The organism is Micromonospora sp. NBC_00860, from assembly GCF_045207375.1.
In the GTDB taxonomy this organism is placed as follows: domain Bacteria; phylum Actinomycetota; class Actinomycetes; order Mycobacteriales; family Micromonosporaceae; genus Micromonospora; species Micromonospora vinacea.
Window position 1 is genome coordinate 5,773,992 of the sequence record NZ_CP108825.1, and the last position, 26,594, is coordinate 5,800,585.

The window sequence follows — 26,594 nt, forward strand, 5'->3', positions numbered from 1 at the left end:
CCGGCCTCAGGGCCGTAGGCCGAGCCGGATCACCAGGTCGAGCAGGGCGAAGAGGAACAGCGCGATGCCGACGAACCCGTTGGCGGTGAAGAACGCCCGGTTGACCTTGCTGAGGTCGGTCGGGGTGACCACCACGTGCTGGTAGGCGAACGCCACAGCGGTCAGCGCCAGCCCGATCCACCAGAGCCAACCGAGACCGATCAGCGCACCGAACCAGATGAACAGGGCGAAGGTCACCACGTGCGCGACGGTGGAGGCGTGCAGCGCGAAGCGCCGACCGTACCGGGCGGGCACGCTGTGCACGCCGATCTCCCTGTCGATCTCGGAGTCCTGGCAGGCGTAGATCAGGTCGAAGCCGCCGATCCACAGCCCCACGGCCGCGCCGAGCAGCCAGGCCGGCCCGGAGCCGTCCAGGGTGCCGGTGACCGCCAGCCAGGCCCCGACCGGGCCGACCGCCTGGGCGATCCCGAGGATGGCGTGCGGCCAGTTGGTGAACCGCTTGGCGTAGGGGTAGACGACCAACGGCACCACGGCGAGCGGCGCGAGCACCAGGCAGAGCGGGTTGAGCAGGGCGGCAGCGACCAGGAAGACCACCAGCGCGACGGCCGCGCCGGTCCAGGCCGTCCGCACGCTCACCGCTCCGGTGACCAGTTCCCGGCCGGCGGTACGCGGGTTACGTGCGTCGATCTGGCGGTCGAGGATCCGGTTGGCGGCCATCGCGAACGTCCGCGCCCCGACCATCGCCACGGTGATCAGCAGCAGGTCGAGCCACCGCACCCGCCCGCCGTTGACCTGCATCGCGGCCAGCGCCGAGAGGAACGCGAACGGCAGCGCGAACACGGAGTGCTCGACGGCGACGAGCTTCAGGAAGGACTTGGTCCGGCCCGGCTTCGCCGTCGGTGCGTCGAGGACGGCCATCAGATTCCGTACTCCTTCCAGCGCTTGTCGACCAGAGCCGCGACCTCGGGGGCCATGGTCATTTCCTCCGGCCAACCGCGGGTGTAACCCTCGGTGGGCAGCTTGCGGGTCGCGTCGACGCCCGCCTTGCCGCCCCAGAACTGCTGGTACGACGAGTGGTCGAGGTGGTCCACCGGACCCTCGGTGAGCAGCAGGTCGCGGGCGTAGTCGACGTTGCCGAAGGCCCGGAAGGCGACCTCGTTGTAGTCGTGCACGTCGCAGTCCTCGTCGACGATCACGATCAGCTTGGTCAGCGACATGAGGTGCGCGCCCCAGATCGCGTTCATCACCTTCTGGGCGTGCTTCGGGTAGCGCTTGCGGATGGAGACGATCGCGCAGTTGTGGAAGACCCCGGCGGCCGGCAGGTCGTAGTCGACGATGTCCGGGATCATCAGCTTGAGCAACGGCTGGAAGATCCGCTCGGTGGCCTTGCCGAGGCCGTGGTCCTCCTGCGGCGGCTTCGAGGTGACGATCGAGTGGTAGACGGGCTTGCGCTGCATTGTCATCGCCTCGATGTGCAGCACGGGGAACGGCTCGACCGGCGTGTAGAAGCCGGTGTGGTCGCCGAACGGCCCCTCGGGCAGCCGCTCACCCGGCTCCAGGTAGCCCTCCAGCACGATCTGCGCGTGCGCCGGCACCTGCAACGGCACGGTGAGGCAGTCGACCATCTCCACCCGCTCGCCGCGCAGGAACCCGGCGAACAGGTACTCGTCGATGTCACTGGGCAGGGGCGCGCTGGCCGCGTACGAGACGACCGGGTCGCAGCCGATCGCGACCGCGACCGGCAGGCGCTGCCCGAGCCGCTCGGCGACCGCGTGGTGGGCCGTCGAGTCCTTGTGGATCTGCCAGTGCATGCCCAGGGTGTTGCGGCCATGCTGCTGGAGTCGGTACAGGCCGAGGTTGCGCTTGCCGGTCTCCGGGTGCTTGGTGTGGGTCAGCCCGTAGTTGTGGAAGATCCCGCCGTCGTCGGGCCAGACCTGCAACCCCGGCAGCCGGTTGAGGTCGACGTCCTCACCGCGGTAGACGACCTCCTGGCAGGGGGCGGTCTTCACCTTGCGCGGCGGCACCGACTTGAGCTGCATGACCTTGCCGAGACCCTCCCGGATGCCCGACCAGCCGACCGGCAGCTCCGGCTTGATCATCGCGCCGATCCGGGCACCGACCTCATCCAGCGAGTCGACGCCGAGGGCCATCGCCATCCGCTTCTCGGTGCCGAACAGGTTGATCGCCACCGGCATCTCGCCCCGGGTCGGACGCTCGAAGAGCAGCGCCGGGCCGCCGGCCCGCACCGTGCGGGTGACCACCTCGCTGATCTCCAGGGTCGGATCGACCGGGACGGTGACCCGGCGCAACTCCCCCGCGCGCTCCAGCGCCGCGATGAAGTCCTTGAGATCGGTGTACGGGAAGCCACGAGCCGCCATGTCGCCCAGTCTCCCGCACCGGCTCCCGCACGGCCCAAGCCGGGTGCTGTGACGCTCGCGATTGCCCGCCGCGGGCGGCGGGCGGCGGGGCGGCGGGGCGGCCTGCTACTTGATCCACTCGGGTTTCATGAAATCGCGGCGTCCCGGGCCGCAGGACACCGCGACTTCCTGGAAGCCGAGTGGATCAAGTAGCAGGGCCCGCACCTCGCGGGCATGGCGGGCGGTTGAGCGGGTAGCCGGGCAGGCGGCGGGCGGACGAAAGGCCGAAGCGCGCTGCGGACGAAAGGCCGAAGCGCGCGGGGCGGACGGCAGACCGAAGCGCGCGGGGCGGACGGCAGACCGAAGCGCGCGGGGCGGACGGCGGACGGAGGCGGCGATGGGCGGGGAGCGGGTTCCGGCGGGGTTCAGCGAGCAGCGGGCGCGGGTCGGCCAGATCAGCATGAACTACGTCCGTGGCGGCACCGGCCCACCACTGGTGCTGCTGCACGGGTACCCGCAGTGCTGGTACATGTGGCGGCACCTGCTGCCCGAGTTGGGGCGGTCCTTCGACGTGGTCGCGCCGGACCTGCGCGGCTTCGGGGGCAGCGACGCCCCGGACGGCGGGTACGACAAGAAGACGGTCGCCGCCGACCTGCACAGACTACTCGACCAGCTCGGTCTGGTCAGTGACCTTCGGCTGGTCGGGCACGACCTGGGGACCATGGTGGCGTACGCGTACGCCGCCGCCCATCCGCAGCGGGTGAGTCGGCTGGTGCTCAGCGAAGCGCCGATCCCTGACGAGAGCATCTACACGTTCCCCGCGCTCACCTCGGCCGGGCCCGGGGTGTGGAACTTCGGCTACTTCTCCATCGGCAACGGTCTTCCGGAAGCGCTTGTCAACGGGCGGGAGTCGCTCTGGGTGGACCGCTTCACCGACGCCCTGATGGTGCGCAAGGGCAGCATCGCCGCGCCCGACATCGAGGAGTTCGCCAGCCATCTGCGCGACCCGGCGCACCTGCGGGCCAGCTTCGCCTACTTCCGGGCGTTCGAGCAGGACATCGCCGACAATGCGGCGTACCGGGACACGAAGCTGACGATGCCGGTGCTGGCCGTCGGCGCGGCGGCCAGCCTCGGCGGGCAGGTCGCCGAGCAGGTTCGCCGCTACGCCGACACCGTCCGCGGCGAGGTGATCGAGGACTGTGGGCACTGGCTGTACGAGGAGCGCCCGGACGAGATGCTCGCCCTGCTGCGGGACTTCCTCGGGACGGCCTGAGCAGCGGCTGGCAGGCGCTCTCGGTCAGGCGGCGGGCGTCCAGGCGTGGGCGGCCAGCGGTGGGTCGAGCGGCGCCTGGGTGAGCCGGTTGGCGAAGGTGGACATTGTGTACGCGCCGACGCCGAGCACCACGTCCAGCGCGTGCCGGGGCTGGTAGCCAGCGGTCAGGAAGCCGTCCAACTCGTCGTCGGGCACGGCGCCTCGGTGGTCGAGCACGGCCAGCGTGAACCGGCGCAGCGCCTCCAGTCGCGGCTCGGGCAGCGCCGAGCCGGCACGCAGTGCGGTGATCAGCTCGGTGGTCGCTCCGAGTTGGGTGAGCTTGCCGGTGTGCAGGGCGACGCAGAAGTGGCACTCGTTGGTGGTGGAGACCGTCAGGATGACCACCTCCCGCTCGAGCGGGGCGAGGTCGGTCTGCTCGAAGCCCGCGCTGGCGGTGAGGAAGCCGGTGAGCAACTGTGGCGAGTCGGCCATCAGCGCCACCGGGGTGGGCAGCCAGCCGAACCGGCCGCGTACGCCCTCGATGGCTCGTCGGGCGGTGGCGGGCGCGGTCTCGGTGGTGTGCGCGGTGAAGACGGGCATGGCTGCCTACTTTCCAGAGCTTGGATCGGGGAACGTAAGATGGTCAACGTGGTTGACGAAATAGTAAACGTGGTTGTCGAACATGGCAACCGCTGATCCCGCGCGGCCCGGCTTCGCGCTACCGCTGCTGCTGTTGGCCGGCTTCCGGACGCTGATCGACGACCTGCACGCCGAGCTGGCCCGGGAGGGGCATCCGGAGCTGCGACCGCTGCACGGGTTCGTGCTCCAGGCCGTCGGCGCGGACGGCACCACCGCCACCGAGCTGGGCCAACGGCTGGGCATCTCCAAACAGGCCGCCGGCAAGACCGTCGACCGGTTGGTGGCCGTCGGCTACCTGGAGCGGGTCGACGACCCCTCCGACGCCCGACGGCGGCTGGTCCGGGTGACCCCGCGCGGCGCCGACGGGCTACGCCGCTCGGCCGAGATCTTCGACCGGCTGCGTGCACAGTGGGCGGACACGCTCGGCCCGGAACGGGTCACCGCGATGGAAGACGACCTCGGCACGATGGCCTCGGCCAACTGGTTCCGGCTCGACGTGCCAGGCTGGTTCGGAGGCTGACTGCAGTTGCTGCACAGGCATCTGCCGGCGGCGAATCGTGGACCTGATCGACGCCATTTCGCCGAGGTGACGGTTGCCGGGCGACCCAGGCGAGGTGCGGTGCCGCCTGCGGTTGCCCGGTTCAGCGCACGGTCAGCGGGTGCGGGCCAGCTCGACGAAGGCCCGCCACGCGGCCGGGGTGAAGGTCAGCAGGTCGCCGTCGCGGTCCTTGGAATCGCGGACGTGCACCCGGCCCGGCAGGTTGTCGGCGACCTCGACGCACGCGCCACTGTTGTTGCCACTCCGGGTGGACTTGCGCCAGCGGGCTCCGGTCAGATCCATGGCTTCACGATCTCCTCGAGCAGGTCGATCGACTGCTGCCGGGGCAGCGCGTCACTGCGCAGACTCTCCCACCTTCCGAGCAGGGTCGCCACCTCGAAGATGTCGTCCACTGCCGTGCCGCCGGTCTGGTTGTCGAGGAAGCCGAGCCAGCTGCCGTCGGCGGTGCGGCCGAGGATGAACGGCCCGAAGAGGCCGGCGTGCAGCCCCACACCCTGCGGCAGCACGTGCACCCGGATGTGCGGGCGGCGGGCGCACGCCACCAGGTGCCGGAGCTGCTCGGCCAGCACCCCGGCGCAGCCCTCCGCGAAGCGCTGCAACGCGGCCTCGTCGATCACGGCGGTGAGCTGCGGCGGGTGCTCCCGGTCGAGGATCGTCTGCCGCTCCAGCCGGGCCGCCACCAACTGCTCCACCCGGTCGGCGGTGAGCCCCAGGTCGAGCCGGAACACCGCCCGCGCGTAGTCGGCGGTCTGCAACAGCCCGGGGATCATCGTCGCGCCGAAGCAGCGCAGCTGGGTGGCCACCCGTTCGACCTCCAGCCAGGGGCGGAACCAGACCGGCTCGCCGTCGCGCCGACCCAGCTCGCGCAGCGAGACCAGCAGGCCGCCGGTGTCGAGCACCTCGTCGGCCCGGATCAGGTACGCCTCGTTTGGCGCCGTGTGCCCCAACTCGACGGCCGACACCGCAAGATCCACTCGGGTTCCAGGAAGTCGGGCCGTCCCAGGGCGCAGGACACCCCCACTTCCTGGAAGTCGAGTGGATCAACGGCTGACCAGGCGCCAGGATCAGTCCAGCCCGCCGTACGAGTGCAGTCCGGTGAAGAAGATGTTCACGCCGAACAGGTTCATCAGCATGGTGAGGAAGCCGAGCACCGCGATCCAGGTGGCCACGTTGCGCTTGACGCTGGGCGTCGCGCGGGCGTGCAGGTAGCCGGCGTACACCACCCAGGAGATGAACGCCCAGGTCTCCTTCGGGTCCCAGCCCCACGGCCGACCCCAGGCCGCCTCGGCCCAGATGGCACCGGCGATCACCGCGAAGGTGAAGATCGGGAACGCGAAGGCGTGCAGCGTGAAGGTCAGCCGCTCCAGGCCCACCGCGCCGGGCAGCCGCTTGGCCAGGGTGTACGGGAAACTGCGCTTGCCCTGCTCGTACCCGTTGCGCATCAGGAAGCCGACCGCCGGCACCACGCCGAGCAGGAAGATGCCGGACGCGAAGACGATCGTCGAGACGTGGATGACGAACCAGTACGAGTTCAGCGCCGGCACCAGCGGCACGATCGGCACGTACAGCACCAGCTCGGCGGTGGCGACCAGCAGCACCATCACCAGGGTGAGGAACAGCCCGAGCTTGCGGAGCGACTGTCGCTTCCAGAGCACCACCAGCCAGGCGGCGACCCCGATGAACGTCACAGTGAGCACGAACTCGTACATGTTGCCCCAGGGCATCCGGTCGGCGGCGAGCCCCCGGGTGACCAGCGCCGCCAGGTGCAGCGCGGCGGCGACCGCTGTGGCGCCCACCCCGATCAGGCCCGCCAGCCGGGCCCGCCCGGCGGAGCGGTCGACAGCGGGCGACGTCGGGACCGGCGCGGCCGGCGACTTGACGACACCGCCGCCGGCACCGACGCCGACCAGCTCGCGCGCCGGAGCAGCCGCGGCGACCCGGGTACGCGCGTTGCCCAGCGCGTACTCGACGGCGTGGCCGATCATCGCGACCAGGTAGGCCAGGATCGCGAAGGTCACCAGATTGTCGGAGAGTGCGGACATCACTCGGCTCCTTCTCGCACGCCGGCCCGCTCAGTGGAGTCAGCTTCAGGCTGTTCGGCACCGTTGATCGCGGCGACGAGCTGGGTGAACTCGTCGGCGAACCCTGGGTAGTCGGTACGCGGCAACCCACCGACCTCCATCAAGCTACTACCGCTCGTCGGAGATCCTTCCCCGGGGTCGGCCGGCACCACCCGGAAGAACACCCGACGACGCTTCCCGAACAGCGAACCCATCAGCCCGACCAGCAGGACACCGCAGCTGACCAGCAACATCGTCGAGCCCGGATCGTGCCGGATGGAGAGGGTGACGTACCGCTCGGTGCCCAGGAACTCGACTGTCGTGCCGTCGTCCAACGTCCAGGTCTCGCCCTTGCGGAGCAGTTTGGTGCCGACCTCCTTGACCTTGCCGGTCCGCACCTGCCGCTGGTCGAGCTGGTAGACCGAGCCGGGGATGCCGGCGTCCAGGCCGAGGTTGCCCCGGTAGGCGACCAGGTTCAGCGCCGGGTTGCGCTCGGTCGGGTACTGCGACCTGACGAACGGCGCCTGCTCGGGCGCCGTGGGCAGGTAGATGCCGGTGAACGCCATCTGCAGATCCGGTGCGCGCTGGCCGGTCGCCGGGTCGACGTTCGCGTCCGGGAAGGCCGCCAGCCCTTCGCTGGTCAGGCCCATGTCGCCGGTGGTCAGGAACGGTTCGTCACTGATCTGGCTGTTGCCGAACCGGTCGGTGTAGCGGATCACCGGGGCGTACCCGTGGCCGAGCAGGTAGACGCTCGCGTCGTTCAGCCGCAGCGGCGAGTTCACCGAGAAGTCGGCACTGCGGGTCGGCTCGTCCGGGCCGTCGACGGTGACAGTGGCGTTGAAGAACTCCGGCTGGCCGGACGGCAGGAACCGGGCCTGGAAGTCGTCCAGCCGCAGGCAGAAGCGGGGCAGGTCGGCGCTGTCCACCTGCGGGCCGAGCTTCGCCTCGGCGTACTGCTGACGGGTGTTGCAGAACGCGTTGTCGGCGCCGGCCACCAGCAGGCGGTTGCCGCTCCAGCCGTACCACGAGCCGAGCGCCACCCCGATCAGCACCGCGATCAACGAGGTGTGGAACAGCAGGTTGCCGGTCTCCTTGAGGTAGCCCTTCTCGGCGGAGACCTCGTCGCCGCGCACCTCGACCCGCCAGCGGCGCTTGCGCAGCATCTCGGCGATCGCCGCCGCCCCACCAGGCGGGGCGGGCAGCACCGTGTGCTGCGGCAGCCGGGCCATCCGCTTCGGCGCGGCCGGCGGCCGGGACCGCAGCGCGCGGACGTGGTCGCGCAGCCGGGGTGTGATGCAGCCGATCAGGGAGATGAACAGCAGCAGGTAGATCGCGGAGAACCAGACCGACCCGAAGACCTCGAACGCGCCGATCCGGTCCAGTCGGGGGGCCCAGTCCGGGTGGTCGACGAAGTACTCGTTGACCTTCTCGGGGCTGATCCCGCGCTGCGGCAGCACCGAGCCGGGGATGGCGGCGATCGCGAGCAGGAAGAGCAGGATCAGCGCCGTACGCATGCTGGTGAGCTGCCGCCACGAGTTGCGCAGCAGGGCCAGCAGCCGGTTGGGCCGGCGGCGTGGCGCGGGCGCCACGGTCTCCGGTCGGTCGTCGACGACCGTCATCAGATGCTCACCTCGCCCACCCCGACGGTGGTCTGCAGCCAGATCACGAAGCTCTGCCATCCGCCGGTGACCAGGGCCAGGCCGATCAGGATGAGCAGGGCGCCGCCGACCCGGGTGACCCAGCGGCTGTTGCGCCGGACGGCGCGGAAGACCCCGAGCAGGCGTTCGAAGCCCAACCCGAAGACGATGAACGGTATCCCCAACCCGAGGCAGTACGCCACGGCGAGCACCACAGCGCGGTCGCTCTGGCCGCTGGCGGTGGCCATGCCCATCACCGCGCCGAGCGTGGGGCCGGTGCAGGGCACCCAACTGAGGGCGAAGACCGCCCCGAAGACCGGTGCGCCGAGCAGCCCTGCCGACGGCAGCCGGGAGATCCGGAACTCCCGTTGCAGGGCGGGGATCATCCCGAGGTAGCTCAACCCCGCCACGATGATCAGCACGCCCACGCCGATCTGCAGCTCGCGCTTGTAGTCGAAGAACACCCGGCCGATGCTGGCGAAGAGGATCGCGGTGGCCACGAAGACGACTGTGAAACCGCCGATGAAGAGCAGCGTCCCGGCGAGCACCCGACCCTTTACCGCGCCGACCCGCGCGACCCGTTCCTTGACCGCGACACCCCCGGTGGCCGGTGGGGGATCGTCCGCCGGTCGGCGACCCTCCAGGTCGGCGCCGGCCAGGCCGGTCACGTACGACAGGTAACCCGGGACGAGCGGGAGCACGCACGGGGAGAGGAAGCTGACCAGGCCGGCGAGCGCCGCCGCGCCGATGGCGAGCAGCAGCGGCCCGCTGAGGGCCAGTTGCTCGAAGGTCTCGCCCATCAGTTCGGGGCCGGCTTCTCGGCGACGATCCGTTCGACGATCGGTTGCAGCTCGTCCCTGGTCACAGCGCGACGGATCACCACGGCGATCCGGCCGTCACGGTCGAGGACCACCGTCGCCGGCGTCGTGTTGGGCGGGATGTCGAAGTTCAGCGCCTGGCTGCTGGACGGGTCGAAGATGCTCGGGTAGGTGGCCCGCCCCCGCTCGAAGGCGATCGCCTTGTCCTTGCTGTCCTGCACGTTGACACCCAGGAAGGTGACCCCGGACGCCTTGGTGGCCTGGTAGGTGCCCTCCAGGTCGTCGGCCTCCGCACGGCAGGGCGCACACCAGGAACCCCAGAAGTTGACGACAACGACCTGGCCGCGTGCCTGGGAGATGTCGTACTGGCCGCCGGTGAGCAGTTCACCCACGACCTTCGGGGTCTTCGACCGCTCGTCCTGCGCACAGGTGATCGTGAGGCCGTCGCTGGTGCAGCGCTTCTCCCCGCCGCCCCCGGAGGAGCAGCCGGCCAGCGCCACCGCGGCGACGGCGGCGAGCAGACCTGCGGTCCACCTCCGGGCGTTCATCAGGCCCCCTTGGCCGTCCGGGCGGTCGCGGAGAGAGCGATCAGGTGCGCGGCCGGCTCGCTGTAGCCGATGCCCGCCACCTTCGCGCCGTCGAAGTGGAACGAGGTGAGGCTGGCCAGCCCGCACTGCCGCTTGCGCGGGTCGTGCCAGAGCCGCTTGCGCTCGACGTAGCGGCGCAACGTCCAGATCGGGAGCTGGTGCGACACCAGCACCGCCTCGCGGCCCTCGGCGGCGACCCGGGCGGCGTGCACGGCGGCGAACATCCGCTCCGCGATCACCCGGTACGCCTCACCCCAGGACGGGGTCACCGGGTCGCGCAGCACCCACCAGTTGCGCGGGTCGCGGAACGACCCGTCACCCGGGGAGACCTTCTTGCCCTCGAACCAGTTGGCGCTCTCGATCAGCCGCTCGTCCACCCCGACCGGCAGCCCGAACTGGGCGGCGATCGGCTCGGCGGTCTGCTGGGCGCGCTCCAGGGGGCTGGCCACCACGTGCACGATCTCCCGCTCGGCCAGGCCCTGCGCAGCGGCCTTGGCCATCTGCACACCCAGCTCGGAGAGGCGGAAACCGGGCAGCCGGCCGTAGAGGATCTGGTCGGGGTTGTACACCTCGCCGTGCCGGAGCACGTGGACCACCGTCTTGCTCAAGGCTGCGCTCCCTTTGTTCCCGACTGCGGGGCTCGCAAGAGCGGCTCACTCCTCGCGCTCACGCTAACCCCCGTGACCGGCCGCTGCCGCCGCGTTCGCCGCCGTCGGCAGCGCGTCGGCGATGTGTTCCAGAGCGGCGTCGTCGAGCGCCGCCGACACGAACCACGACTCGAACGCGCTCGGCGGCAGGTAGACGCCGGCGGCGAGCATCGCGTGGAAGAACGCCTTGAACGCCGGCACCTGCTGGGTGCGCGCGCTGTCGTAGTCGACCACGTCGGCGTCGGTGAAGAAGACCGAGAACATGCTGCCCGCGTACGACAGGCGGTGCGGGACCCCGGCGGAGGACAACGCGTCGGACGCCAGCTTGCCCACGACGGCGGCCGTCTCGTCGAGGCGCTGGTACAGCGCATCGTCGGCGAGCCGCAGGGTCGCCAGACCGGCGGCGCAGGCCAGCGGATTACCCGAAAGGGTGCCAGCCTGGTAGACCGGGCCGGCCGGCGCGAGCCGCGCCATGATGTCCGCGCGCCCGCCGAACGCCGCGGCGGGCAGGCCACCACCCATGACCTTGCCGTACGTCCACAGGTCCGCGTCGGAGGCGTCGAGGCCGTGCCACCCGGCGCGGGAGACCCGGAACCCGGTCATCACCTCGTCCACCACCAGCAGGGCGCCGTGTGCGTGGGCGATCCGGGCGAGCTGCTGGTTGAAGCCGTCGCGGGGGGCCACCACGCCCATGTTGCCGGCGGCAGCCTCGGTGATCACCGCGGCGATGTGCGGGCCCTCGGCGGCGAAGGCCTCCTCGACGGCCCGGATGTCGTTGTACGGAAGAACGATCGTCTCGCTGGCCGCCGCGCCTGTCACACCGGGCGAGTCGGGCAGGCCCAGGGTGGCCACGCCGGAGCCGGCGGCGGCGAGCAGCGCGTCGACGTGGCCGTGGTAGCAGCCGGCGAACTTGACGATCTTCGAGCGGCCGGTGAAGCCGCGGGCCAGCCGGATCGCCGACATGGTCGCCTCGGTGCCGGAGTTGACCAGGCGGACCTGCTCGACCGGGGTCCGGGCGACGATCTCGGCGGCCAGCTCCACCTCACCGGGGGTGGGCGTGCCGAAGCTGGTGCCCCGGGCGGCGGCGGCCTGGACGGCCTCCACCACCTCCGGGTGGGCGTGCCCGAGGATCAGCGGACCCCAGGAGCAGACCAGGTCGACGTAGCGGCGACCGTCGGCGTCGTACAGCCACGGGCCCTCGCCACGGACCATGAAACGCGGGGTGCCGCCGACCGCCTGGAAGGCGCGCACAGGGGAGTTCACCCCGCCCGGCACGATGGCGCGGGCGCGGTCGAACAGGGCCTCGGAGGCCGGCGCGTCGGCTGGGTAGCGGCCGGACCCGGCGGGAAAGATGTCGGTCACGATGCCGCCATTGTGACAGCGCCGGACGGTCAACGAGCAGCCACCCCGTGCTGGGGTTACCCGGCTCACCCATGGCCGACGGCGGTCGGCAGCGGCGACACCGAGGGCTCTCGAGCACGACGGCGATGGCTCGCGGCCTCGACAGGCCAGGTCGGTCGGATCGCGCTAGGCTGACCGGGTGGATCGTGCCGAACTGTCCATCACGCTGCACCGGACGGGCGACGAAGCAGTCTTGCGCCTGGCCGGTGAGATCGACATGCTCACGGCGGCTCAACTCTCCACCGTCGTCAACGAGGTGCTGGCCGACCCGCCCCCGCGGATCGTGCTCGACCTCGGCGGCGTCACCTTCTGCGACTCGCAGGGCCTGGGCACCCTTGTCGTGCTCAGCCGCAAGGCCAGCCACGCGCAGAGCCTGCTGATGCTGACCCACGTGGGCGACTTCCTGATCCGCGTACTGGACATCACCGGCCTGCGCAGCGCCCTGATGATCCGCAACGACCAGCCCACCGGCTGAGCCGCCCCGCCGCGTCAGGCGGTGTTGCCCCAACGGGCCTGTTCGAGCATCCGTACCGCCCGGTCGCGGACCTCCGGGTCGTCCGAGCGGAGCAGCGTTGTCGCCTCGTCCACCGCGTCGGTGAGCCGCCGCCACTGCGTGTCGCGCTCCCGGACCAGGTCCGACTGGGTGGCGAGCTGCCGGGTCTTCACCCACAGCTCGACGAAGACCGACACCTTGGCCCGGAGCACCCACGGGTCGAACGGCTTGGTGAGGTAGTCCACGGCACCCACCTGGTAACCCCGGAGGGCGAGCTGGGCGTCCCGGTCGGCGGCGGTGAGGAAGATGATCGGCACGTGCCGGGTCCGTTCGCGGCGCTTGATGTGGCTCGCCGTCTCGAAGCCGTCCATGTCCGGCATCTGCGCGTCCAACAGGATCACCGCGAAGTCGTCCACCAGCAACTGCTTGAGCGCCGCCTCGCCGCTCTCCACCGCCACCGACTGGACCGGCAGGCCCTGGAGGATCGCCTCCAGGGCCGTCAGATTCTGCCGCCGGTCGTCCACGAGCAGCGCCTTGGCCATCTGGGTCACGAAGTCTCCTCGGTCCGGCTGCCGTTGATCCAGGACGACATCAGTTCGATCAGGTCGTCCAGGTCGACCGGCTTGGTGATGTAGTCGCTGCCCCCGGCAGCGAGCGCCGACTCACGGTCACCCGGCATCGCCTTCGCGGTCAGGAAGACCACCGGCAGGTCGGCGAACCGGTGGTTGCGGCGAATCTGACGGGTCGTCTCGTAACCGTCCTGGTCGGGCATCATGGCGTCCATCAGCACGATGTCCACCTCCGGGTGCTCGGCCAGCAGGCGGACACCGTCCGCCCCGTTGTCCGAGTACAGCACGGTCATCCCGTGCAGCTCCAACGCGCTGGTCAAGGCGAAGACGTTACGGACGTCGTCGTCCACGATCAGCACTGTGGCGCCGTCCAGTTGACGGGTGGCCGGTGCCTCCGGCCGGTCCGGCAGCAGTTCCAGCGGCGGCATCAGCAGCGACGACGGCAGGCCGGCGCGCTGCGGAGACGGAGCCTGGGGCGCGACAACGGCGTCCGGGGCCAGCACGTGCGGCACGAACAGGGTGAAGGTCGAACCCTGACCGGGCGCGGACGAGACGGTGATGGTGCCGCCGATCAGTCGGGCCAGATCGCGGCTGATCGACAGGCCCAGGCCGGTGCCGCCGTACCGGCGACTGGTAGTGCCGTCGGCCTGCTGGAACGCCTCGAAGATGATCGACAGCTTGTCGTCGGAGATGCCGATCCCGGTGTCGATCACGGTGAACGCGATCACCTGCTGGGCGTTCGTCAGCGCCGGCACGTCGAAGACCGCGTTCTCCGCGGCCGGGGCGATCCGCAGCGTCACGGCGCCGTTGTCGGTGAACTTCACCGCGTTGGAGAGCAGGTTGCGCAGGATCTGCTGCAACCGCTGCGCGTCGGTCACCAACGCCGGCGGCAGATCCTTGCTCACCCGTACCTGGAAGTCCAGGTTCTTCTCCTCGGCCTGCGGCGCGAACGCCTGCTCGACGTAGCCGCGCAGCTCGGTGAAGCGGACCTCGGTCGGCTCGACGTCCATCCGACCCGCCTCGATCTTGGAAAGGTCGAGGATGTCGTCGATCAGACGCAGCAGGTCGGAGCCGGACCCGTGGATGGTCCGGGCGAACTCGATCTGCTTCGGGCTGAGGTTCTGCTCCGAGTTCTCCGCCAGCAGACGGGCCAGCAGCAGCAACGAGTTCAGCGGGGTCCGCAGCTCGTGGCTCATGTTGGCCAGGAACTCCGACTTGTAGGCCGACGCCCGGGTCAACTGCTGCGCCTTCTCCTCCAGGCCCAGCCGCGCCAGCTCGATCTCCCGGTTCTTCGTCTCGATGTTGCCCTTCTGCTCGGACAGCAGAGTGGCCTTCTCCTCCAACTCGGCGTTTGTGCGCTGCAACTCCGCCGACTGCTCCTGCATCTCGTGCGCCAGCCGCTGCGACTGGGCCAGCAACTCCTCCGTACGCCGGTTGGCCTGGATGGTGTTGACAGCGATGCCGATGGTGAGCACCAGCCGCTCCAGGAACGACAGGTGCAGCTCGGAGAAGGCCGACACGCTGGCGAACTCGATCACCCCGAGCAGCTCACCCTCGAACAGGACGGGGAGCACCACCAGGTCGGACGGGGGTGTCTCGGCCAGACCGGAGCGCAGGGTGAGCCGGCTGTTCGGGGAGGCGCTGACCCGGATCGTGCGCCGGGAGAGCGCGGTCTGCCCGACCAGCCCCTCGCCCGGCCCGAAGGTGACGTCGTGCCCCCGGGCCACGTACCCGTAGGAGGAGGTCAGCCGCAGTCGCATGCTGCCGTCGGCGTCGTCGGCCAGGAAGAAGGCGCCGAGCTGGGCGTCGACCAGCGGGGTCACCTCCGTCATGATCATGCGGCAGACCTCGCCGAGGTCGCGTTGGCCCTGCAACAGGCCGCCGATCCGGGCGAGGTTGGAGTCCAGCCAGCCCTGCTCGGCGTTCTTCTTTGTCGTCTCCCGGAGGGTGACGATCATCTGGTTGATGTTGTCCTTCAGCTCGGCGACCTCGCCCTGCGCCTTGACCGCGATCCGCTGGGTCAGGTCGCCGCGGGTCACCGAGGTGGACACCTGGGCGATGGCCCGCAGCTGCGTGGTCAGCGTCGAGGCGAGCTGGTTGACGTTCTCGGTGAGGTCACGCCAGGTGCCGGAAACACCCTTCACCTGCGCCTGACCGCCGAGCTTGCCCTCGATACCGACCTCGCGGGCCACCCGGGTCACCTCGTCGGCGAACGACGACAACTGGTCGACCATCGTGTTGACAGTCGACTTCAGCTCCAGGATCTCGCCCTGGGCGTCCACCGTGATCTTCTGCGACAGGTCGCCCTTCGCCACGGCGGTGGTCACCGAGGCGATGTTGCGGACCTGGCTGGTCAGGTTCGACGCCATCGAGTTCACGTTGTCGGTCAGGTCCCGCCAGGTGCCGGAGACGCCCTTCACCTGCGCCTGACCGCCGAGCTTGCCCTCGGTGCCCACCTCACGCGCGACCCGGGTCACCTCGTCGGCGAACGACGACAACTGGTCCACCATCGTGTTGACAGTCGACTTCAGCTCCAGGATCTCGCCCCGCGCATCCACTGTGATCTTCTGCGACAGGTCACCCTTCGCCACCGCTGTGGAGACCTGGGCGATGTTGCGGACCTGGGCGGTCAGGTTGGAGGCCATCGAGTTCACGTTGTCGGTCAGGTCCCGCCAGGTGCCGGCGACCCCACGCACCTGCGCCTGACCGCCGAGCTTGCCCTCGGTGCCCACCTCACGCGCGACCCGGGTCACCTCGTCGGCGAACGACGACAACTGGTCCACCATCGTGTTGACAGTCGACTTCAGCTCCAGGATCTCGCCCCGCGCATCCACTGTGATCTTCTGCGACAGGTCACCCTTCGCCACAGCGGTGGTCACCGAGGCGATGTTGCGGACCTGGCTGGTCAGGTTCGACGCCATCGAGTTCACGTTGTCGGTCAGGTCCCGCCACGTGCCGGAGACACCCTTCACCTGCGCCTGACCGCCCAGGTTGCCCTCGGTGCCCACCTCACGGGCCACCCGGGTCACCTCGTCGGCGAACGACGACAACTGGTCCACCATCGTGTTGACGGTGTTCTTCAGCTCCAGGATCTCGCCCTGGGCGTCCACTGTGATCTTCTGCGACAGGTCACCCTTCGCCACCGCCGTGGAGACCTGGGAGATGTTGCGGACCTGGCTGGTGAGGTTGCCGGCCAACTGGTTCACGTTCTCGGTGAGGTCCCGCCAGGTGCCGGAGACGCCACGCACCTGGGCCTGACCACCCAACTTGCCCTCGATGCCCACCTCACGGGCCACCCGGGTCACCTCGTCGGCGAACGACGACAACTGGTCCACCATCGTGTTGACGGTGTCCTTCAGCTCCAGGATCTCGCCCTGCGCCGCCACCGTGATCTTCTGCGACAGGTCACCGCGCGCCACCGCCGTGGAGACCTGCGCGATGTTACGGACCTGCGCGGTCAGGTTCGACGCCATCGAGTTGACGCTGTCGGTCAGGTCCTTCCAGGTGCCCGCCACGTTGGGCACCTCGGCCTGGCCGCCCAACTTGCCCTCGGTGCCCACCTCACGGGCCACCCGGGTCACCTGCTCGGCGAAGAGCCGCAGCGTGTCGGTGAGGTAGTTCATCGTGGCGGCCAGCTCGGCGACCTCACCACGCGCGCTGACCGTGATCTTCTGCGACAGGTCGCCCTTGGCCACAGCCGTCGCCACCTGCGAGATCGACCGCACCTGCCCGGTCAGGTTCGACGCCATGGTGTTCACCGAGTCGGTGAGGTCCTTCCAGGTGCCAGCGACGCCCCGCACATCGGCCTGGCCGCCCAACTTGCCCTCGGTGCCCACCTCACGGGCCACCCGGGTCACCTCGTTGGAGAACGACGACAGCTGGTCCACCATCGTGTTCACTGTGCGCCCGATGCGCAGGTACTCACCACGCAGCGGCCGACCGTCGATCTCCAACGCCATGTGCTGGGACAGGTCACCGTCGGCGACCGCCACGATCACCCGGGCGATCTCGGTGGTCGGCCGACCCAGGTCGTCGATCAGCGAGTTGATCGCCCGCTGCCCCTCCGCCCAGGAGCCGTCCAACCCCTCGTCGTCGAGCCGCTCGGTGAGCCGGCCGTCGCGGCCGACGATCCGGCTGATCCGCCGCAGGTCCAGGTACTGCCGCTCCTGCAGCGAGACCACCTCGTTGAAGGCGTCCGCCACCTCACCGGCAGCGCCGGCGCGGCGGGGAAGCCGGACCTTCAGGTCGCCGCGACCGATCCGTCGCAGTGCCTCGGCCAACTCACCGAGGAGCGCCTCGTGGTCGGCTGCGGACGGATCCGCAACCGACTGCTTCGCCGTGGTCATCATTCCTCGCTCAACTCGGGGGCGCCGGTCCGTGCGGACACACCGACACCCCATATTGTGCCCGCGCGCGCCGCAGTGCCAGGGTGCGCGACCCGCCAGGTGGCATCGATCGCCTGCCGGACCCGCCCGATCCGCGTCGGGCCGGCACGGCACGCCGCAAACCTCGCCCGACTCCCGGACCTGTCGATTCGACGCGTCCACACGTGCGCCGTTGACCGACGCGACAGCTTGCGATCCGTGATCGGCTTGGCACCCGGTAGGGGGACGGTGGAGGATACGGGGGTGTCAGCCGAGGCGGGGGCCGCGACGGCCGGGGCCCGGGACGGGGCCGTCCGGCGTGTCCGGCTGCCCGCCGACCGCCGCACGCCGGCCGCCGCACGCGCCGTGGTCCGCTCGGTGTTGACCGAGTCACACCTGGACGAGCTGGCCAACGAGGCGCTGCTGCTGACCACCGAGCTGACCACGAACGCCGTCGAACACGCCCGTACCGAACTGGACATCGAGGTCGTCGCGGACGAGATCGGGCTGACCGTCACCGTCTCCGACTTCGCCCCCGGCTCCGGCGACGAGCTGACCGTCGGCGACCGCAACGACTCCACCGAGATCAACGAGGTCTCCGTGCGGGGCCGGGGCCTGCTGCTGGTCGACCACTTCGCCAGCCGCTGGGGCACCACGTACCTGCCCACCGGCAAGGGCGTCTGGTTCCGGCTGGACCGCCCCGGCGCCGACCCGCCCACCGGGGGCACCGTCGGCGAGTCGACACCGGCCAACGCCGGCCCGCGGACCAGCACCGACGGCTCCGCGCCGAGCGCCAGCGCGATGAGCGAACTCATGCAGACCGCCCCCGACCTGTACGGGGACGACCCGCTGCCCGACTTCGCCACCAGCCTGCTCAGCCGGGTTGCCGAGATGGTGGGCGCAGCCGGCGGCACCATCCGGCTGGACCGCGGCGACGGGCAGGGCAGCCAGGTGCTGGCCCGCTTCGGTCGACCGGCCCGCCCCGGCAGCGACCTGCTCCGGGTGCCACTGACGGTGCACCGCCCGTACGCCGGGGAGCTGGAGTTGGACGCCGCGCCGTCGGCGTACGCCCAACCGTTGGCGGTGCTCACCGCCGAGCGGCTGTCGCTGCACCTGGAGAACGACAGACTGCGCCGGGCCGACGTCCGCCGGCAGGTGTGGCTGACGTTCCTGGCCGAGGCGAGCGAACTGCTGGCCCAGTCGTTGGACGTCGACCTGACCATGGCGCTGGTGCCCCAGTTGGTGGTGCCGCGACTCGGTCAGTGGTGCGCGGTGCACACCACCGACGAGTGGGGCCGGCTCCGGTTGGCGGCGGCCAGCCACGCCGACGAGTCGATGCTTCCGCAGCTGCACAAGGTGCTGGCCGAGACCGGGCCGGATTCGATCTCGGCGCGCCTCCGCGAGGCGTCCCGCAGCGCGGCGCAGATCCCCCTGGGCGGGCCGATGGAGGGTTTCGCGGTCCCGCTGATCGCCCGCGGGCAGCGGCTCGGCACCCTCGCGGTGGGGCGGCACCAACGCCACCGGCACGACCCGGACGAGGTGGCCGTCCTGGAGGACGTGGCCCGGCGGGCCGCGCTGGCCATCGAGAACGCCCGCATCCACGCCGAACGCCGCCGGGTGGCGCAGACCCTCCAGCAGTCTCTGCTGCCGCCGGTCCTACCGCTGGTGGACGGAATCGGTTTCGCCGCCGAGTACGTCCCGACCGGCGACGACGCCGAGGTGGGGGGCGACTTCTACGACGTGGTGCCGCTGCCCGACGGGCGCTGGCTGGTGGTGATCGGTGACGTCTCGGGCAAGGGTGTCCAGGCCGCCGCGGTGACCGGGCTGGTCCGGGACGTGATCCGGGTGCTGGTCGGCGACGGCAAGCCGTTGCCGGAGGCGCTGGCGCGGCTCAACGAGACGCTCGTCGAGCGCGGTGGCGGCCGTTACTGCACGCTGGCGCTGGCAGCGGTCGGGCCGGGCGAGGGCGACCAGTTGGACGTGTCGCTGCACCTCGCCGGGCACGACCGGCCGGTGCTGCTGGCCGCGGCGGGCGGCGCCGGGTTCGTCGGCGCCGGCGGCACCGCGCTCGGCCTGCTCGACACGATCACCTCGCCGACGGCGGAGATCACGCTCGGGCCGGGCGACTCGCTGATCTTCTACACCGATGGCGTCACCGAGCGGCGGCGTGGCCGCGAGTTGTTCGGCACCGACCGGCTGCGCGACGCCGCCGCGCCCCTGGCCGGATACTCGGCCGACGTGGTGGCCGCCCGGCTGCGCGCCGCCGCGATCAACTTCTCGGTCGAGCCACCCAGGGACGACATCGCCGTCCTGGTGCTGCGCAACGACGCGACCTGACCCTCGCACAGGCCCCCTGGTCTCGGGTCCGCTCGGTAGATTCACGGCCATGACGAGCGCCGCGCAGGTCACCCCGTACTCCCGGCCGGCGGTCCGGGCCCTGATCGTCGCGCAGTTCGCGACCATCGGCGCGTTCGTCGCCGTGCTGCTGCTCTACATCGGTCGGATGACGACAGCCGGCGTCGGCCCCGCCGAGATGCTGACCGGCGCGTACGACCCGAAGGACGTGGCCTTCTTCGGGATGCTCCACCCCCTGGTGGCGGTGCTCTACCTGACGGGTGCGGTGCTCGGGCTGCCGTTGGCGATCGTCGCGGTGGCGCTGGTCGCCCGGGAGCGCGAGGCCCTGCCCCGGGCGACCCGGTCACTGCTGCTGGCCGGCGCGGTCGGCGGCCTGCTGGTGCTGGTGGCCCGCTTCACCCCGCCGCTGCTGGACATGCACCGGTGGTGGATGGACTGACCTCGGCCGGGCCGTCGGATTTCACAGGCCGCCGGGGAGTCGTCCGGGTGCGAGCCGGTGCTCCGGATCCAGGTGCCGCTTCGCGGCCCGCAACTGGGCCAGGCCGGCCAGCTCACCCCAGAGGTCGACCGCCTGGCGGACCGCCGCCGGAGCGGAGACCACCACGCAGCGGCCCTGCCGGGCCAGCAGCACCCCTCGGACGGCGGCCAGGATGGACGCCACCCGGTCGGCTGGCAGCGCCCCGGGCAACGCCGCGTGCACCACGCCCAGCCCGGCGGACCCGCGCACCGGCACCGGCGCGCCGGCCGCGTCGCGGAGCGCGTAGACGGCCGCGTGCAGGTCGCCGATCGGCACTTCCAGGCGCAGCGCCGTGTCACCGGGCGCGAACGGGTAGCGGCGCCACCACGTCGGCGCGGAGTGGGCGATCGTCGCCTCACCGTGCAGCAGGCCGACCAGCCGCTCGGCACGCTCGGTGACGTCGGCGGGGCCGCCTTCCAGCAGCACCACCAGGCTGCCGGCCCGGGACGGGGCACCGGCCCGGCCGGACATCGACGGATGGCGCTCCCGAGCGGTGGCCGACGGGTGGCCGGGCGGGTACGGCGTACGGGGGCGGGGGGTGCCTCCGGGCAGGTCCAGCTCGATGGCCGACGGCTCCAGCCGGGCGGCGAGGATCGTCCGGATCAGGTCGTGCACCTCCAGCGGCGTCCACACCGGGCGGGACACCCAGAGCCTGCTGGCCGGCACCGGCTGCACCCGCAGGCTCGCCGAGACCAGCACGCCGAGCGCGCCCTGTGAGCCGCAGAGCAGGCGGGCCAGGTCGAGGCCGGGCGCGCCACCGCCGACGCTGATCAGCTCGCCGTCGGCGGCCAGGTAACGCACACCGAGCAACTGGTCGCAGGGGCTGCCGTGGCGGTGACGCAGCGGGCCGGCCTCGCCGGCGGCGAGAACACCGCCAAGGGTCGCGCCGGGTGACGGGGCGTCCATGGCGAGCCGCTGCCCGGTGCGCTCCAGGGTGGCCTGCACCGCCCGCAGCGGAGTGCCGGCCCCCACGTCGGTCACCAGCGAGTCGACCGGATCGTGACCGATGCCGGCCAGCCGGCCGGTGTCGAGCAGGATGTCGACCTGGACCGGCGTGGCACCCCAGTCGATCTTCGTGCCCGCGCCTCGGGGCACCACCGTCAGGTCGTGCTTGGCGGCCAACCGCAGCACCTCGGCGGCGGCGTGCGGGCCGCCCGGAACGGCCACCCAGCGGGCCGGCCGGCCCGCCACCTCGTCGGCGGGCCCGGCCAGCCGGGAGAAGGGTGGACCGCAGATCGCCGCCAACCGCCGGGTGATCTCGAGGGCTCCGGACCGGCCGAGGGAACTCGCTGCTGCCGCCATGCCGGCCATCGTACATGTGTTCGAAAGACGTGGTGGCGAGTATCGGGATGCCGCTGGTCCGGCGCGCTGCGCCTGCCGGCCGGTAACGTGGCCGCCGTGACCACCGAGACTGCCCCGCCCGCGGCGAAGCGGGTGCCCAGCGAGCGCACCCACCACGGCGACACCGTCGTCGACGAGTACGCCTGGCTCGCCGCCAAGGACGACCCGGAGACGATCGCCTACCTGACCGCCGAGAACGAGTACACCGACGCGCGCACCGCCCACCTGGCCGACCTGCGCGCCGACCTGTTCGAGGAGACTCGCCGACGCACCCAGGAGACCGACCTGTCCGTGCCGACCCGCAAGGGCGGGCACTGGTACTACACCCGGACGGTCGAGGGGCAACAGTACGGAGTGCAGTGCCGCCGGGCGGTCCGCGACGGTGAGACCGACCCGCCGGTCAGTGCAGACGGCGCCCCGCTCGACGGCGAGGAGGTGCTGCTCGACGGCAACCTGCTGGCCGAGGGGCACGACTTCTTCTCGCTCGGCGCGTTCGACGTCAGCCCGGACGGTCGCTGGCTGGCCTACTCCACCGACTTCTCCGGCGACGAGCGGTTCACCCTGCGGGTGAAGGACCTGACCACCGGCGAGTTGCTGCCCGACGAGGTGCCGGACACGTTCTACGGCACCGCCTGGTCGGCCGACGCGTCGGTGCTGTTCTACGTGACTGTGGACGACGCCTGGCGGCCGAACCGGGTCTGGCGGCACACCGTCGGCTCCGCCGCCGCCGACGACGTGGTGGTCCACCAGGAGGACGACGAGCGGTTCTGGGTGGGGGTGGAGCTCACCCGGTCGGAGAAGTTCATCCTCATCGACGTGCACAGCAAGGTGACCAGCGAGGTGCTGGTGATCCCCGCCGGCAACCCGACCGGCGCGCCGGCCGTGATCGCACCCCGCCGACAGGGCGTGGAATACACGGTGGAGCACCACGGCCACCGCTTCCTGATCCTGCACAACGACGGCGCGGAGGACTTCGCGCTGGCGTTCACCTCGGCGGACGTACCGGGCGACTGGGTGCCGCTGATCGAGCACACCCCCGGCACCCGACTGGAGGCGGTCGACGCCTTCGCCAACCACCTGGTGGTGTCGCTGCGCACCGATGGGCTCACCGGGCTGCGGGTCCTGCCGGTGGGCAGTGACGACGGGTACGACATCGACTTCCCCGAGCCGCTGTACAGCGTCGGGTTGGACGCCAACCCGGAGTACCGCACCGGTCAGGTCCGGCTGCGCTACTCCTCGCTGATCACCCCCGACTCGGTGTACGACTACGACCTGGTCACCCGGCAGATGGTGCTGCTCAAGCAGAAGCCGGTGCTGCCCGGGCCGGACGGGCGACCGTACGACCCGGCCGAGTACGAGCAGTTCCGCGACTGGGCGCTCGCCGACGACGGCACCCGGGTGCCGATCTCGCTGGTCTGCCGTGTCGGCACTCCACGGGACGGGTCGGCGCCCTGCGAGCTGTACGGCTACGGCTCGTACGAGGCCAGCATGGATCCGTGGTTCTCGGTGGCCCGACTGTCCCTGCTGGACCGGGGCGTGGTCTTCGCCGTGGCGCACATCCGGGGCGGCGGTGAGCTGGGCCGACGGTGGTACGACCAGGGCAAGCTGCTGGCCAAGAAGAACACCTTCACCGACTTCGTGGCGTGCGCCAGGCACCTGGTCAAGGCGGGCTGGACGGCCAGCGACCGGCTGGTCGCCCGGGGCGCCTCGGCCGGTGGCCTGCTGATGGGCGCGGTGGCCAACCTCGCGCCGGACGCGTTCACCGGGATCGTGGCGCAGGTGCCGTTCGTGGACGCGCTCACGTCGATCCTCGACCCGTCGCTGCCGCTGACAGTCACCGAGTGGGAGGAGTGGGGCAACCCCCTCGACGACCCCGAGGTGTACGCGTACATGAAGTCCTACACACCGTACGAGAACGTGGCTGCCGTGGACTACCCCGCGATCCTCGCGGTGACCAGCCTCAACGACACCCGGGTGCTCTACTCGGAGCCGGCGAAGTGGATCGCCCGGCTGCGGGCTGTCGCCCCGGCCGGCGACTACCTGCTGAAGACCGAGATGGGCGCCGGGCACGGCGGCCCGAGCGGTCGCTACGACTCGTGGCGCGAGGAGGCGTTCATCAACGCCTGGATCCTGGACCGCATCGGCCGGGCCTGACGGCGGGGCGGCGGCGGCGATGACGAACGGGGACGAGCCGGGGCCGACGCCCCGGCGGGCGTCCGCCTGGGTGATCCTCGCAGTGGTCGCCGCCGCTCTGCTCGTCTGCTGCTGCTCCGCCGCCGTCGGCCTGCTGATCGCCTGGTCGGCCGGCCTCTTCCACACCCCGACCTGACCGGTCGGGGGCTGACGCCGCGTCGCGGTGGCGTCAGCCCTGGCCGGCCCCCACCAACGCCGCCGCCTCACCGGTCCGCACCATCCGCTGCCAGCGCAGCCGGTTACCGACCAACGCGGTGACCACCGACTGCACCACCACCAGGTACATGAGCTGCCGGTAGACCAACTGCTGGAACGGCAGCGCCCACAGCGGGCCGTACCGCTCCCGGTCCAGTCGCAGCGCGTACGCGGCGGTGGCCGCTTGGAGCAGCAGCAATCCCGCCCAGGCCAGGGCGAGGGTCGACCAGGGCAGGAAGAGCAGGCCGTACACGGCGAACACGTCGACCGCCGGCGCGGTGAGCGGCAACACGATCTGGAACACCGTGAGGTACGGCAGGCCACGCCGGCCCAGTTTGCCTCCGGCACCCGACTCGCGCAGCGCGTGCCGATGTTTCCACATCGCCTGCATGGTGCCGTAGCACCAGCGGTAGCGCTGCCGCCAGAGTTGGCGCAACGACGACGGGGCTTCGGTCCAGGCGATGGCCGACTCCTCGTAGACGACCCGCCAGCCGGCCCGGAGCACCTTCATGGTGAGGTCCGTGTCCTCGGCCAGCGTGTCCGACGGCACCCCTCCCACCCGCAGCAGCACCTCGCGGCGGAACGCGCCGATCGCGCCGGGGATGGTCGGCATGCACTCCAGCACGTCGTACATCCGTCGGTCGAGGTTGAAGCCGATCACGTACTCCAGGTGCTGCCAGCGACCGAGCAGCCGACGCCGGTTGGCGACCTTGGTGTTGCCGCTGATCGCGCCCACCGACGGGTCGGCGAAGCCCTGCACCAGGCGGTGCACCGTGTCCGGCTGGAAGACGGTGTCACCGTCGACCAGCACCAACAGGTTCGCCCGGGCCGCCCTGATGCCGGTGTTCAGCGCCGCCGGCTTGCCGGCGTTGGCCTGCCGGATCACGCGCACCCCGCGCAGTCGCATCCGCTCCACGATGTCGGCGGTGCCGTCGTCCGACCCGTCGTCCACCACGATCACCTCCAACGCCGGGTACGCGCTGGCCAGCAGGGAACGAACAGTGGCGGCGATGTTCGCGGCCTCGTTGTACGCGGGCACGATCACCGACACCGGTACCCGCACCTCAGGACGGTCCCGGCGGGGTCGGCGGACCCGGCGCACGTGCCGCTGGGCGCAGAGCACCTGCACGGCCAGACGCGCCACCCCGAGCACGAGTGCGGTGGCGAGCAGGAAGTTCATCACCTCGGCTGACCAGCGGGCACCGGTCTGGGTCCAGCGCAGTGCGGTTCCGCTCAGCCGGGCACCGGTGCCCGCCGGAACCATCGACGGCGAGGCGTCGATGCCGGCGGAGACGGTGGTGAACCGGTAGCCCTGATCTCCGAGCGCCGGCAGCAGGCGGTCCAGCGCGGCAAGCGTCTGTGCCCGGTCACCGCCTCCGTCGTGCATCAGCACCACAGCCCCCTGGCCCCGCTTCGGGGTGGCGGCCCGCACGATCTGGTCGGTGCCGGGGCGTTGCCAGTCCTTGGTGTCCAGGTCGGTGAGCACCGCGACGTGCCCGGCACTGGCGGCGGCGCGCAACGCGGCGTACTCGGACCCGGTCAGCGCTGTCGGCACCGAGGAGAACGGCGGCCGGAGCAGTGTCACTTCCCGGCCGGTGGCCGACGCGACCGCCTTGCGGGTCAGCGACAGTTCGAGGTCACGCCGCCACGGCGACACCTCGGCGAGGTCGGCGTGGGTGAACGTGTGCGACCCGATCTCGTGCCCCTCGGCGAGGATCCGCCGGAGCAGTTCGGGGTGTTCGTTGACCCGGGCTCCCACCACGAAGAAGGTGGCGTGCGCGCCGTGCCGTCGCAACACGTCGAGGACCTGTGGCGTCCAGCGCGGGTCCGGCCCGTCGTCGAAGGTCAGTGCGATGGTGCGGTCCGGCAGCGCCCGGCTGACCGGTTCCGCACGATCCAGCCGGAGCACCGGGCCACCCGAGCCGACGGCGGCCGGCACGTCCGACGCGGGCCGTGCGGTGGCGTTTCCCGAGCCGCCCGCGAGACCACTCAGCAGGCCGTTGACGGTGAGCGCCGCGAGCAGCAGGAGCAGCCCGAGCAGGAGCAGCAGCCAGTGCGCACGGGGGTCTCGCCGGGCGACGTGTCTCGCCATCATCACTGCGGCTTACCGGGCGACCTGCTCGGCTTGGCGGTCCTGCGGCGCTCGTCGCCACGGCCCGGTTGGTCGGTGGCGGATGGCGTCGGAGTGGCCGTGGCGGTCGTACCGGCCGTCGGGGATCGGTCGCTGGTCGGGGTGGTGCGCGGCAGCGGCGCCGACGTACGGGCCGCCGGCGACGGCGACGGCGACTCGGCCACCCGGGGCGGGTTGACGCCGTCCACGCCGGCCTCCACCGGGCGCGTCCCCCGGGAGTCGTCCGACCAGCCGGGCAGCGGCACCGACGTGTCCAGGAAGAGCCCCGCGGCGATCAGGACGAGGCTGGTGAGCAGGCCAAGGCCCATGGCGGTGCCCGCGATGACGGTCAGCCGGCGGCGACGCCCGGTGCCGTCGACGAACACCGGCGGGACAGGGCCCGGTTGACTGTGCATCTGGCAAACTCCCACCGTCACCACGCCGGCAACCGACGTCGGAGACCCGATGGGCCGGGTCTCCGTTGCACACAGCGGCCCCGC

The 26,594-nt window shown here is 71.2% G+C and carries 23 protein-coding genes; 7 read left to right on the forward strand and 16 right to left on the reverse strand.

Annotated elements, in window-relative coordinates; translation table 11 throughout:
* Positions 1-6: 6 nt before the first annotated feature.
* Both mqnP and OH804_RS26560 read right to left on the reverse strand, forming a co-directional pair.
* The gene (gene mqnP, locus OH804_RS26555) at positions 7-918 is read right to left on the reverse strand and encodes a menaquinone biosynthesis prenyltransferase MqnP (protein WP_196920622.1); all 912 of its coding nucleotides are present in this window, start codon (positions 916-918) and stop codon (positions 7-9) included.
* A complete protein-coding gene (locus OH804_RS26560; protein WP_196920621.1) occupies positions 918-2,378 on the reverse strand; it encodes a menaquinone biosynthesis decarboxylase in 1,461 nt (486 codons plus the stop codon). The genes mqnP and OH804_RS26560 overlap by 1 nt, the downstream gene beginning before the upstream one ends.
* A gap of 376 nt (positions 2,379-2,754) precedes the next feature.
* Between OH804_RS26560 and OH804_RS26565 the strand changes: the two genes are divergently transcribed.
* On the forward strand, positions 2,755-3,630 hold the full coding sequence (locus OH804_RS26565; RefSeq protein ID WP_406060233.1) for an alpha/beta fold hydrolase: 876 nt from the start codon (positions 2,755-2,757) through the stop codon (positions 3,628-3,630).
* 24 nt (positions 3,631-3,654) lie between these two features.
* Here OH804_RS26565 and OH804_RS26570 read toward each other — a convergent pair whose 3' ends face one another.
* Positions 3,655-4,209 (reverse strand): carboxymuconolactone decarboxylase family protein, encoded by a 555-nt coding sequence (locus tag OH804_RS26570; protein ID WP_406060235.1) that lies wholly within the window; start codon positions 4,207-4,209, stop codon positions 3,655-3,657.
* 82 nt (positions 4,210-4,291) lie between these two features.
* On the opposite strand from OH804_RS26570, the gene OH804_RS26575 reads away from it, so the two are divergent.
* Positions 4,292-4,768 carry a MarR family winged helix-turn-helix transcriptional regulator gene (locus OH804_RS26575; protein ID WP_112586377.1) on the forward strand — a complete coding sequence of 159 codons (477 nt, stop codon included), beginning with the start codon at positions 4,292-4,294 and terminating at the stop codon, positions 4,766-4,768.
* Positions 4,769-4,900: 132 nt separating this feature from the next.
* Here the strand turns inward: OH804_RS26575 and OH804_RS26580 are convergent, their stop codons facing one another.
* From OH804_RS26580 to hemL, 8 genes are all read right to left on the reverse strand, one after another.
* On the reverse strand, positions 4,901-5,089 hold the full coding sequence (locus tag OH804_RS26580; protein ID WP_196920618.1) for a DUF397 domain-containing protein: 189 nt from the start codon (positions 5,087-5,089) through the stop codon (positions 4,901-4,903).
* Positions 5,080-5,781 carry a DUF5753 domain-containing protein gene (locus tag OH804_RS26585; RefSeq protein ID WP_406060238.1) on the reverse strand — a complete coding sequence of 234 codons (702 nt, stop codon included), beginning with the start codon at positions 5,779-5,781 and terminating at the stop codon, positions 5,080-5,082. The genes OH804_RS26580 and OH804_RS26585 overlap by 10 nt, the downstream gene beginning before the upstream one ends.
* A 90-nt stretch (positions 5,782-5,871) precedes the next feature.
* Positions 5,872-6,849 (reverse strand): c-type cytochrome biogenesis protein CcsB, encoded by a 978-nt coding sequence (gene ccsB / locus OH804_RS26590; RefSeq protein ID WP_406060240.1) that lies wholly within the window; start codon positions 6,847-6,849, stop codon positions 5,872-5,874.
* Positions 6,849-8,486, reverse strand: a complete 1,638-nt coding sequence (locus OH804_RS26595) for a cytochrome c biogenesis protein ResB (protein ID WP_406060242.1) — start codon at positions 8,484-8,486, stop codon at positions 6,849-6,851. Before OH804_RS26595 ends, ccsB begins: the two co-directional genes overlap by 1 nt.
* A complete protein-coding gene (locus tag OH804_RS26600) occupies positions 8,486-9,304 on the reverse strand; it encodes a cytochrome c biogenesis CcdA family protein (protein ID WP_406060244.1) in 819 nt (272 codons plus the stop codon). The genes OH804_RS26595 and OH804_RS26600 overlap by 1 nt, the downstream gene beginning before the upstream one ends.
* Complete coding sequence (locus OH804_RS26605; RefSeq protein WP_406060246.1) at positions 9,304-9,870, reverse strand: TlpA family protein disulfide reductase; 567 nt, start codon at positions 9,868-9,870, stop codon at positions 9,304-9,306. Before OH804_RS26605 ends, OH804_RS26600 begins: the two co-directional genes overlap by 1 nt.
* Positions 9,870-10,517 carry a histidine phosphatase family protein gene (locus tag OH804_RS26610; RefSeq protein ID WP_091395739.1) on the reverse strand — a complete coding sequence of 216 codons (648 nt, stop codon included), beginning with the start codon at positions 10,515-10,517 and terminating at the stop codon, positions 9,870-9,872. The genes OH804_RS26605 and OH804_RS26610 overlap by 1 nt, the downstream gene beginning before the upstream one ends.
* A 63-nt stretch (positions 10,518-10,580) precedes the next feature.
* Positions 10,581-11,918: a glutamate-1-semialdehyde 2,1-aminomutase gene (gene hemL, locus OH804_RS26615; RefSeq protein ID WP_196920612.1), complete on the reverse strand. Its 1,338-nt coding sequence runs from the start codon at positions 11,916-11,918 to the stop codon at positions 10,581-10,583.
* Between the two features lie 178 nt (positions 11,919-12,096).
* Between hemL and OH804_RS26620 the strand changes: the two genes are divergently transcribed.
* A complete protein-coding gene (locus OH804_RS26620) occupies positions 12,097-12,432 on the forward strand; it encodes an STAS domain-containing protein (RefSeq protein WP_007454492.1) in 336 nt (111 codons plus the stop codon).
* A gap of 14 nt (positions 12,433-12,446) precedes the next feature.
* Here the strand turns inward: OH804_RS26620 and OH804_RS26625 are convergent, their stop codons facing one another.
* A complete protein-coding gene (locus tag OH804_RS26625; RefSeq protein ID WP_196920611.1) occupies positions 12,447-13,001 on the reverse strand; it encodes a two-component system response regulator in 555 nt (184 codons plus the stop codon).
* Entirely contained in the window at positions 12,998-17,365 is a 4,368-nt protein-coding gene (locus OH804_RS26630; RefSeq protein ID WP_406060249.1) for a HAMP domain-containing protein, read from the reverse strand. Before OH804_RS26630 ends, OH804_RS26625 begins: the two co-directional genes overlap by 4 nt.
* A 282-nt stretch (positions 17,366-17,647) precedes the next feature.
* Here OH804_RS26630 and OH804_RS26635 point away from each other — a divergent pair, with 282 nt between their 5' ends.
* Together OH804_RS26635 and OH804_RS26640 are read left to right on the forward strand one after the other, a co-directional pair.
* Entirely contained in the window at positions 17,648-19,720 is a 2,073-nt protein-coding gene (locus OH804_RS26635) for a SpoIIE family protein phosphatase (RefSeq protein WP_406060251.1), read from the forward strand.
* Between the two features lie 49 nt (positions 19,721-19,769).
* A complete protein-coding gene (locus OH804_RS26640) occupies positions 19,770-20,177 on the forward strand; it encodes a hypothetical protein (RefSeq protein WP_406060253.1) in 408 nt (135 codons plus the stop codon).
* Positions 20,178-20,198: 21 nt separating this feature from the next.
* On the opposite strand, the gene OH804_RS26645 is transcribed toward OH804_RS26640, so the two are convergent.
* Positions 20,199-21,557 (reverse strand): FAD-binding oxidoreductase, encoded by a 1,359-nt coding sequence (locus OH804_RS26645; protein WP_196920607.1) that lies wholly within the window; start codon positions 21,555-21,557, stop codon positions 20,199-20,201.
* Between the two features lie 96 nt (positions 21,558-21,653).
* On the opposite strand from OH804_RS26645, the gene OH804_RS26650 reads away from it, so the two are divergent.
* Both OH804_RS26650 and OH804_RS26655 read left to right on the forward strand, forming a co-directional pair.
* Positions 21,654-23,750 (forward strand): S9 family peptidase, encoded by a 2,097-nt coding sequence (locus tag OH804_RS26650; RefSeq protein WP_196920606.1) that lies wholly within the window; start codon positions 21,654-21,656, stop codon positions 23,748-23,750.
* A 19-nt stretch (positions 23,751-23,769) separates the two neighbouring features.
* Complete coding sequence (locus OH804_RS26655) at positions 23,770-23,925, forward strand: hypothetical protein (protein WP_406060255.1); 156 nt, start codon at positions 23,770-23,772, stop codon at positions 23,923-23,925.
* Between the two features lie 33 nt (positions 23,926-23,958).
* Here the strand turns inward: OH804_RS26655 and OH804_RS26660 are convergent, their stop codons facing one another.
* Both OH804_RS26660 and OH804_RS26665 read right to left on the reverse strand, forming a co-directional pair.
* Positions 23,959-26,079 carry a bifunctional polysaccharide deacetylase/glycosyltransferase family 2 protein gene (locus tag OH804_RS26660; protein WP_406060257.1) on the reverse strand — a complete coding sequence of 707 codons (2,121 nt, stop codon included), beginning with the start codon at positions 26,077-26,079 and terminating at the stop codon, positions 23,959-23,961.
* Positions 26,079-26,510, reverse strand: a complete 432-nt coding sequence (locus OH804_RS26665) for a hypothetical protein (RefSeq protein WP_406060259.1) — start codon at positions 26,508-26,510, stop codon at positions 26,079-26,081. The genes OH804_RS26660 and OH804_RS26665 overlap by 1 nt, the downstream gene beginning before the upstream one ends.
* Positions 26,511-26,594: the final 84 nt, after the last annotated feature.